The 2,110-nt window shown below is 63.9% G+C and carries 2 protein-coding genes; both read left to right on the top strand.

Annotated elements, in window-relative coordinates:
- The first annotated feature begins 138 nt into the window (after positions 1–138).
- Positions 139–627, top strand: coding sequence for a cell division protein (locus tag OC610_RS26205; protein WP_264432000.1), 489 nt, complete (start codon positions 139–141; stop codon positions 625–627).
- On the top strand, positions 620–2,062 hold the full coding sequence (locus OC610_RS26200; RefSeq protein WP_264431996.1) for a TIGR01777 family oxidoreductase: 1,443 nt from the start codon (positions 620–622) through the stop codon (positions 2,060–2,062). Before OC610_RS26205 ends, OC610_RS26200 begins: the two co-directional genes overlap by 8 nt.
- Positions 2,063–2,110 lie beyond the last annotated feature (48 nt).

Below are 2,110 nucleotides of genomic sequence, written 5' to 3'. Positions count from 1 at the left end.
CCTACGCAGCTCCACAGAAGCGGTTGTGGCCTGGCTGGGGGTGCAATGCTTCGCTAAATCTTCAACATAATTAGCCAAGTAAAGCGCCTCCCTTTTCCTTTAGACTTGCCGCCTCCAAGCAAGTCTTCAGGACACGGAATGCCAGTCCCTCCCAGCCCCCTTCGCAAAGCCTTGGTCGTTTGGTTGTACGCGGCGGCCCTGATGCACCTGCTTGCCGGCCTCATGCTGACGTGGGCCGGTCATTCCGGCTTGCTCGATGACTATCTGAACACTATCGAACTCGCTTTCTGGGGCGCCGATTCAGTGCCCGCTACGGCCCGCGCGCAACAGGTCTGGTGGCTGGCGTTGTTCGGCGCCACGTTGCAAAGCTACGGGGTGTACATGCTCGCCCTCGTCCACATCGGCAATCGATTGAAGAGCGCCATGCCCTGGGGCTGGCTCATCGTCGGCATCCTGCTGTGGGCGCCCCAGGACATATGGATTTCCGCCCAGGCACGGGTCTGGTCGCACCTGTGGTTCGACAGCTTCGCGCTGTTCGTTTTATTGCCGCCGCTGTTCTGGCTCTATCGCCACGACCGCCGCACTTCCCTGACTGACAACGCATCGAGCGCATCCCATCATGGCTGATTTTTCATCGCTGGACTGGGCCATTGCCCTGCTGATCGCCCAGGCAATCCTCGGTGCGCTGGACACCCTGTATCACCACGAACTCACCGTCGCCTTGCCCTATCGCCACAGTGCGCGGCTGGAGCTGTCGATCCACGCCTTGCGCTCGTGCTTCTACGGGATCCTGTTCCTGGGCATTGCGCATCTGGCTTTCGAGGGGACGTGGGCGATCGTCATCGCGCTGCTGTCCGCCCTGGAGATTTGCCTGACGCTCTGGGACTTCGTGGTCGAGGACCGCAGCCGCAAACTGCCGCCTATCGAACGCATCATGCACACGGTGCTGGCGGTCAACGGCGGGGCATTCTTCGCGTTGTATGGCGTGCAATTGGCGCAGTGGGCGAGTTTGCCAACCGGGCTGAGCGCAATCGACCTCGGCTGGCGCGGCTGGCTGTTGACGTTGTTTGCCATCGGGGTCACGGCCTCGGGGATTCGCGACGGTTTGGCGGCCTTGCGTATGCAACGCGCGGGCAAGCCTGCCAATCCGTTTGCCGGTGGCGCCTACAAGCGCGTGCTGGTCACGGGCGGCACTGGGTTCATCGGCGAAACATTGGTCAATCAACTGCTCGACGCCGGGCACACGGTCAGCGTGCTGGCGCGTGATCCGTTGAAAGCGGCGTATCTGTTTGACGGTCGCGCCCGCTGCCTGCGCTCGCTGGGCAAGCTCGGGCATGATGAAACTTTCGATGTGGTGATCAACCTGGCAGGCGCCCCGGTGGCCGGCCCGCGCTGGAGCCCCCAGCGCCAGGCGCAGCTCATCGCCAGCCGGGTCAATACCACCGAAGCCTTGATGACTTGGTTGAGGAACGCCCGGCACAAACCGGCGTTGTGGGTCCAGGCGTCGGCGATTGGTTTCTACGGTGTGCGTGACGCCAGCGAAAGCCTCGATGAAAGCGCCAGCCGGGGCGAGGGTTTCATGGCTGAGCTCTGCGCGCGTTGGGAAGCCTCCGCACGGCCTGCCACCGAGTTGGGCGTGCGTCAGGTGGTGATGCGCCTGGGCGTGGTGTTCGGTCCGGGTGGTGCGTTGCTGCCGTTGCTGATTCCGTTTCGCCTGGGGTTCGGCGGGCGGATGGGCGACGGCCGGCAAATCATGAGTTGGGTACACCGCGACGACGTCATCCAGGTGATCGCCCGGGCCTTCGCGGATGAAAGCCTGAGCGGCACCTACAACCTCGTGGCGCCGGAATCAGTCAGCCAGGCGCTGTTCGCCGAAAACGTCGGCAAGGTGCTCAAGCGCCCGGTGTGGTTTCACATTCCGGCCGCGCCCGTGCGCGCCTTGGCCGGGGAGATGGCCCAGCTGTTTTTCGACGGCCAGCGCGTGGTGCCCGACCGTCTCGTCGGGGCCGGCTATGCGTTCCGTTACCCGACGCTCGACGCAGCCCTGCGCGACCTGGCCTGAGGAACATCCATGAGCAAGCCCCGGATGTACCTGCTGGCCGGCAACGGC

Origin of the sequence: Pseudomonas agronomica, from assembly GCF_025917275.1 — a bacterium.
GTDB classification, from domain to species: domain Bacteria; phylum Pseudomonadota; class Gammaproteobacteria; order Pseudomonadales; family Pseudomonadaceae; genus Aquipseudomonas; species Aquipseudomonas agronomica.
Note: the sequence above shows the minus strand (reverse complement) of the source record. Positions and strands in the feature narration are given on the sequence as shown.

Excerpts from the sequence above, each read along its gene's own strand:
- OC610_RS26205 (WP_264432000.1), top strand. The coding sequence starts at position 139 with ATGCCAGTCCCTCCCAGCCCCCTTCGCAAAGCCTTGGTCGTTTGGTTG.
- OC610_RS26200 (WP_264431996.1), top strand. The coding sequence starts at position 620 with ATGGCTGATTTTTCATCGCTGGACTGGGCCATTGCCCTGCTGATCGCC.